Annotated in this window: 7 protein-coding genes; 6 read left to right on the top strand and 1 reads right to left on the bottom strand. The window is 73.8% G+C overall.

The features are described 5' to 3' along the window. Positions 1-54: 54 nt before the first annotated feature. Positions 55-933 (bottom strand): DUF3097 domain-containing protein, encoded by an 879-nt coding sequence (locus ABC138_RS13265; RefSeq protein ID WP_345913970.1) that lies wholly within the window; start codon positions 931-933, stop codon positions 55-57. Between the two features lie 121 nt (positions 934-1,054). Here ABC138_RS13265 and hrcA point away from each other — a divergent pair, with 121 nt between their 5' ends. The 6 genes from hrcA (at position 1,055) to ABC138_RS13235 (ending at position 6,694) form a co-directional block, all read left to right on the top strand. Further along, complete coding sequence (gene hrcA / locus ABC138_RS13260; protein WP_338537928.1) at positions 1,055-2,089, top strand: heat-inducible transcriptional repressor HrcA; 1,035 nt, start codon at positions 1,055-1,057, stop codon at positions 2,087-2,089. A gap of 50 nt (positions 2,090-2,139) precedes the next feature. Beyond that, positions 2,140-3,261, top strand: a complete 1,122-nt coding sequence (dnaJ, locus tag ABC138_RS13255; RefSeq protein ID WP_068423490.1) for a molecular chaperone DnaJ — start codon at positions 2,140-2,142, stop codon at positions 3,259-3,261. Between the two features lie 4 nt (positions 3,262-3,265). Then, positions 3,266-4,009: a 16S rRNA (uracil(1498)-N(3))-methyltransferase gene (locus ABC138_RS13250; protein ID WP_068423491.1), complete on the top strand. Its 744-nt coding sequence runs from the start codon at positions 3,266-3,268 to the stop codon at positions 4,007-4,009. Positions 4,010-4,095: 86 nt separating this feature from the next. After that, positions 4,096-5,085 carry a hypothetical protein gene (locus ABC138_RS13245; RefSeq protein ID WP_068423493.1) on the top strand — a complete coding sequence of 330 codons (990 nt, stop codon included), beginning with the start codon at positions 4,096-4,098 and terminating at the stop codon, positions 5,083-5,085. After that, positions 5,082-5,882 (top strand): hypothetical protein, encoded by an 801-nt coding sequence (locus ABC138_RS13240; protein ID WP_345913969.1) that lies wholly within the window; start codon positions 5,082-5,084, stop codon positions 5,880-5,882. Before ABC138_RS13245 ends, ABC138_RS13240 begins: the two co-directional genes overlap by 4 nt. Continuing rightward, positions 5,864-6,694, top strand: coding sequence for a hypothetical protein (locus tag ABC138_RS13235; protein WP_170307532.1), 831 nt, complete (start codon positions 5,864-5,866; stop codon positions 6,692-6,694). Before ABC138_RS13240 ends, ABC138_RS13235 begins: the two co-directional genes overlap by 19 nt.

The following is a 6,694-nucleotide window of genomic DNA, read 5'->3' as shown; positions in this document are numbered from 1 at the left end:
TCCTCGTGTCACCAACCTCATGCCCCGCAACACCTAGGGGAATGCGGGTTCAGGTCATTCGAGGGCGGTGACGAAGTCGATGAGCTCCTCGACCCGCCCGAGCAGGGAGGGCTCGAGGTCGGCGTAGGAGCGCACGGTGCCGAGGATCTGCTTCCACGCCCGGGCGATGTCCGCCTGCGTCTCGTGCGGCCAGCCGAGGTGGGCGCAGATGCCGCGCTTCCACTCCGTCGACCGCGGGATCGTCGGCCAGGCCTCCATGCCGAGGCGTTGCGGCCGGACCGACTGCCACACGTCGACGAAGGGGTGCCCGACCACGAGCACGTGGTCGGGTGCCACCCGGTTGGCCTCGGCGACGATCCGCGACTCCTTGCTGCCGGGCACGAGGTGGTCGACGAGCACGCCCATGCGCCGGCCCCGGCCGGGCCCGAAGTCCCGGATCGCCGTCGCGAGGTCGTCGACGCCGTCGAGCGGCTCGACGACGACGCCCTCGACCCGCAGGTCGTGCCCCCACACCTTCTCGACGAGCTCGGCGTCGTGCCGCCCCTCGACGAAGATGCGCGAGGCCCGCGCGACCTTCGCACTCTTGTCGTGCACCGCGACCGACCCGCTCGCGGTGCGCGAGGCGGCCTGGTGGGCGGCGGCGAGGGCCGCGCGCTGCGCCCCCTTCGGCGCCGTCAGGGTGACGGGCGCACCGTCGACGTGGAACCCGGGGCCGAGCGGGAAGGCCTTGACCCGGCCGCGGCGGTCCTCGAGGTGCACGACGTGGACGCCACCGGCCTTCTCGACCGCGACGACGGCGCCGACCCAGCCGGTCTCGACGTCCTCGACGACCGTGCCGCGGGTCGCCTCCAGGGCGCGGGAGGTCGGGCGCGACAGCCTCCCCTTGGACTTCCAGTCGCCGGAGAGGACATCCTTGCCGTATCGATCGTTCACGGGCATCGACGGTAGGACGAAGGGGGGACACCCGGGCGACGGCACGCCGGACTTCGGGGAATGCGGCGCGCGGTCGTAGACTTGGCACTCAGTCGGACCGAGTGCCAGCGAAGGAGGCAGCATGAGTCAGGAACGCCGGATGGCCGTGCTCAGCGCCATCGTCGAGGACTACGTGCAGACCTCGGAGCCCGTCGGCTCCAAGGCGTTGCTCGACCGGCACCAGCTCAACGTCTCCGCGGCGACCGTCCGCAACGACATGGCGGTGCTCGAGGACGAGGGCCTCATCGTCGCGCCGCACACCTCGGCCGGTCGGATCCCGACCGATGCCGGGTACCGGCTCTTCGTCGACCGGCTGGCCGCCATCCGACCGATGTCGAAGGGGGAGCGCGCCGCGATCACCGACTACCTCGAGGGCGCCGACGACCTCGACGTCGTCCTCGACCGCACGGTGCGGCTGCTCTCGACGCTCACCCGCCAGGTCGCCGTCGTGCAGTACCCCTCGCTCACCCGCAGCACCGTCAAGCACATCGAGCTGGTGCCGATGGCGCAGACCCGGCTCATGGTCGTCGTCATCATGGGTACCGGTCGGGTCGAGCAGCGCATCGTGCCGATCGGCGTCGACTACCTGACGACGGCGGGGGCCGACGCCCTGGCGAGCGCCCGGGCCCGGATCAACGCCGCGACCCGGGAGCGTCGTCTCGCCGACGCCCTCACCTCGCTGGCGACCCTCCACGAGGAGGACAGCCAGACCGAGGACGCCCTGACGGCGGGGGTGCTCGCGGCGCTCGAGGAGGCGCTCGCCGAGGAGCGCGCGACCAAGGTGACGCTGGCCGGCACGGCCAACCTCGCCCGCAGCTCGAGCGACTTCCCGATGACGCTCGAGCCGGTGCTCGACGCGCTCGAGCAGCACGTCGTGCTGCTGCGGCTGCTCAGTGCCGAGGCGGGCCACGACGCCACGGGCGTCTCGGTACGCATCGGCTCCGAGAACCCCGTCACCGGGCTGCAGAGCACCTCGCTCATCACCTCGGGCTACGGCTCGGGCGACGAGCAGGTCGGCGCCGTCGGCGTGCTCGGCCCGACCCGGATGGACTACCCGGCGACGATGGCGCAGGTGCGTGCCGTCGCCACCTACCTCTCGCGGATCATGGACGCCTGACCGGCGTCCACCCGCACCGACCACCACCACGACCCACGAGGACGTCACGCGTGAACGACTACTACGAGGACCTCGGCGTCAGCCGGCAGGCCACGCCCGAGGAGATCAAGCGGGCCTACCGCAAGCTCGCCCGCACCCTCCACCCGGACGTCAACCCGGGCCCGGAGGCGGAGGAGAGGTTCAAGGCCGTCTCCCAGGCCTACGACGTGCTCTCCGACGAGACCAAGCGGCGCCAGTACGACATGGGCGCCGACCCGTACGGCGGTGCGCACGAGGGCTTCGGTGCCGGCTTCAGCTTCAGCGACATCATGGAGCAGTTCTTCGGCCAGGCGGGCGGCGGCGGCCGCGGCCCCCGCTCGCGCTCCTCGCGCGGCCAGGACGGCCTCGTCGGGCTGGAGATCGACCTCGCGACCGCCGTCTTCGGCGGCCAGGAGGACCTGACGATCGACACCGCGGCGGTCTGCGGCTCGTGCTCCGGCGACGGTGCCCAGCCCGGCACCGGCCGACGCACCTGCGACACCTGTGGTGGCCGCGGTGAGGTCCAGCAGGTGCAGCGTTCCTTCCTCGGGCAGGTCATGACGACCCGTCCGTGCCCGACCTGCCAGGGCTACGGCGAGGTCATCCCCAACCCCTGCCACGAGTGCTCCGGCCAGGGCCGGGTCCGCAGCCGCCGCACGATGAAGGTGCGCATCCCCGCCGGCGTCGACTCCGGCACCCGCATCCACCTCGCGGGCGAAGGGGAGGTCGGTCCCGGTGGCGGTCCGGCCGGCGACCTCTACGTGGAGCTGCGCGTGCGTGACCACGCGACCTTCACCCGCCGCGGTGACGACCTGCACGCCTCGGTCTCGGTGCCGATGACCGCGGCGGCACTCGGCGTGACGATGAGCTTCGCGACCCTCGACGGGGAGCAGGAGATCGCCGTCAAGCGCGGCACCCAGCCGGGCGACACGATCGTCCTGCCCGGTCTGGGCGTGACCCACCTGCGGGTCGAGGGCCGCGGCGACCTCGTCATCCACATGGACGTGCGCACGCCCACCAGGCTCGACGCGGAGCAGGAGCAGCTGCTGCGCCAGCTCGCGCAGGTCCGCGACGAGGAGCAGCCCGACGGCGAGCTCGACGACGTCGACTCCGGCTTCGTCGGGCGCCTGCGCCACGCCTTCAAGGGACGCTGACCGCGTGACCGCACCGCTCTTCCTCGTCGACCCCGGGGCCCTCGACGGCCTCGGGGTCGACGGCGTCGTCGACCTCACCGGTCCCGAGGCGCACCACGCGGCGACGGTCGTGCGCCTCGCCGTGGGGGAGGAGGTGCTCGTCGCCGACCGGGGCGGCGCCCGGGTGCTCACGACGGCCGAGGCCGTGGCCGGCGACCTCGTGCGCCTGCGGGTCACGGCCCGCGCCGACGAGCCGGAGCCGTCCGTGCGCCTGACGCTCGTGCAGGCGCTGTCCAAGGACGGCCGGGACGAGGACGCGGTCGAGGCCGCGACCGAGCTCGGCGTCGACGCCGTCGTGCCCTGGCAAGCGGACCGCTCGATCGTCCGGTGGAAGGGCCCGAAGGTCGACAAGGGCCGCCGCAAGTGGGCCAACGTCGTCGAGCGCGCGGCCAAGCAGTCCCGGCGCGGCCGGTGGCCGCGCCTCGGCGACCTCGTGACCACCGCGGGGCTCGCCGACCTCTGCGGGGCGGGGGTGACCCCCTTCGTCCTGCACGAGGACGCGAGCACCCCGCTCGCCACCGTCGAGCTGCCCGAGGCCGGCGAGGTCCTCCTCGTCGTCGGTCCCGAGGGTGGCATCTCCCCGCAGGAGGTCGAGCGCCTGGTCGCTGCCGGCGCGACCCCGGTGCGTCTCGGCGCGCAGGTCCTGCGGGCCTCCACGGCCGGACCCGCCGCGATCGCCGTGGTGAGCTCTCGCGGCCGCTGGCACTGAGCGAAGGGGGAGTCCTCCCCCTCGCGCGGCCGCTGCGGCGCCCCTAGTGTTCAGCAGGACCGAGGCCGAGGAGCAGGGGAGCAGACATGAGCGTCACCGAGGGCATGGATGCGGCTCGCATCCACCTGATCGCGGGTCGGCTGCAGCGCAGCAGCGAGCAGCTGGGGGAGCTCGGGACGCGGGGGCGCGGGCAGCTCTCGGTGCTCCACGGCGCGTGGGCGGGTCCCGACCTGGAGGACTTCGGACGCGAGTGGGGCGCTGCCGAGAGGTCGCTCCAGGCCGCCGGCCAGACCCTGTCGATGCTGAGCACGCGGTTGCGCGCCGAGGCGGGGGAGCAGGACGACACGTCGTCCTCCACGGGGAGCGTCCTCGGCGGAGGCGGTCTGCCCACCGGCCCCGGCCCGGGCGGTCCCGGCGGGCCGTCCGGTCCCGAGGGGGTCCCGTGGCTGGAGAACCTCTCCACGTGGGTCGGACGCGTCGGGGCCCTCGACGGCGTCAACGACATCATCAGGGCGCTCAACGCCGGTCGCGGCCTCGGTGCCCTGCTGAGCGGGATCCCGGCGCTGACCCGTCCGATCCTCTCGCCGGCCGCCCGGCTCGGGCTCTACCTGCAGGCGGAGCTGACCCACCCACTCTTCGGCAGGGGGGCAGCGGCACTCTTCGGCAGCTCGCGCCTGGCGCCCCTGTTCAACTCCAGCCGGCTGGCCGCCCTCACCCGTGGGTTCGGTCGCCTCCTGGGTCCGCTGTCCGTCGGTGTCGGGGCCTACGACCTCGTCCAGGGGGTCCGGGAGGGCGACTGGTCCCAGGCGATCTCCGGCGGCCTGGGCATCGCCTCGGTCGCGGCGCCCCTCCTCATCGCCTCCGGGCCCGTCGGCTGGGCCGTCGCCGGCGGCCTGGCCATCGGCTCCTTCGTCGTCAGCCAGTGGGGTGACGACATCGCCGCGGGCGCGCAGCAGGCGTGGGACTGGACGGGAGACCGGCTGTCCGACATCGGTGACAGCGCGCAGAGCTTCGTCGAGGACGCCGGTAGTGTCCTCTCGTCCGGCCTCAACACCATCGGAGGGCTGTTCTCGTGACCGACACCACCGCCGCCGAGGCGCCGCTGCTCGACCTCGTGGCGAGCGACGAGGCCCAGCGCGTGTGCGCCGAGCTGCTCGACACCGCCCGCACCTCGCAGCTGCCGCTCGAGATCGGCACCCTCACCGACGAGGAGCTCGTCGCCTACCTCGGGTCCGAGGACGCGGCCGGACCCATGGGCGTCTGGTACTCCTCCCTCGTCGTCGAGGCCAAGCAGCTGACCCAGTTCGCCACGCTCCGGGCGCTCACGGCGCGCGGTCAGTTCCTCCAGCTCGTCGACGAGAGCGGCCAGGAGGCCTACCGGCTCGCCGAGCCGGTGCTGGCGACGCTGCGCCTGCGCGACACCGAGCCGCGCCTGTCCGCGCAGACCGCGCGTGACGACGGCCCCTGGTGGTACCTCCTGCGTCCGCTCGAGGGTCGGCTGTGGCTGCGCGAGGTCGTCACCCCCGCCGGGATGCACAGCTTCCACATCGTGCGGGTCGAGGACGAGGAGGAGCTCTTCCTCACGGTCGTCGGTGTCACCGCGGGGGCCCCGGCGGCCGCGGTCGAGGCCGACCTGACGCCGGCGCAGCTCGAGACGCAGACCGAGGACAACTCCTTCCTCGCCGACTGCACGCACTCGACCTCGCTCATGGCGATCAGCCCCGGCCAGGCCACCCCGGACGTGCTCAACATCCACGTGGGACAGGACGCCGCGGTCTTCCTCGGGCGCCGCATGGGCGAGCACATGGCCTTCCGCGGGGCGCCCGGTCAGGTCGTCGTCGACACCTGGCGATCGTGGGTCGCCGCCCAGTGAGCCGGGCCTTCTACCGGTGGTCCGGCGGGACGCCCGCGGACCACGAGGCCCTGGCGTGGTTCTCGTCGGCCACCCCGGGCCGCATGGGTCCGCTCGTCGCCCGGTTCCGCGGTGGGATCGGCGTCGGTGCGTGGGTGCGGATCGTCGGCGTCGGTCTCGGCGTCGGCGTCGTCCTCGGTGTCCTCGTCCTGCTCCTCGCCCCGGGCGCCGCGCTGGTGGCGGCCGTCGCCGCCTGCGCCGTCACGGTCGTCGTCGCGGTCCTGGCAGCGACGGGCGCACTGCTCGCGGCGCGGCGGTACCGCTACGACGTGCACGCCCACGGCCTGGTGCTGCGCGGCCTGCGCGGGGGGTACGACGTCCTCCCGTGGGCGAGCCTCGACCCCGGACGCGTCTTCATCGCGCGCAGCGTCCGCGCGATGACCCGCATGCCCATCGCCCTCCACCGCCAGCGGGCGGCCTTCCCCCCCGGCGTGGTCCTCAACGGGTGGACCAACAGCCCCACCGGGACCCACGAGGCCATCGAGGCCTTCTCCGGCGGTTACCGGTACCAGCCGACGGCGGGCGAGACCCCCTTCGGCTGGTGGCAGCTGGGCGTCACCGACCCGGCAGCGCTGCTCGGCGCGATCGAGCACGCCATGGTCGCCGACGGCTACGCGGCCGCCGGGCTCACCCCCTTCGCCCTCTCGCGTCGGTACTCGGCCGGTGATCTGCGCCGCGACCCGACGATCCAGCGGGAGCGGCAGCTCACCGACCCGGTGATCGGGCTCCCGACCGCCGCACGGCCGTCGCCCGCGGGACCCGCGGGCCCGTAG

Origin of the sequence: Janibacter sp. LM, assembly GCF_039631275.1 — a bacterium.
GTDB classification, from domain to species: domain Bacteria; phylum Actinomycetota; class Actinomycetes; order Actinomycetales; family Dermatophilaceae; genus Janibacter; species Janibacter terrae.
The sequence above is the reverse complement of the archived record's forward strand: the minus strand, read 5'-3'. Positions and strand labels throughout refer to the sequence as shown.

Excerpts from the sequence above, each read along its gene's own strand:
- ABC138_RS13245 (WP_068423493.1), top strand. The coding sequence starts at position 4,096 with ATGAGCGTCACCGAGGGCATGGATGCGGCTCGCATCCACCTGATCGCG.
- hrcA (WP_338537928.1), top strand. The coding sequence starts at position 1,055 with ATGAGTCAGGAACGCCGGATGGCCGTGCTCAGCGCCATCGTCGAGGAC.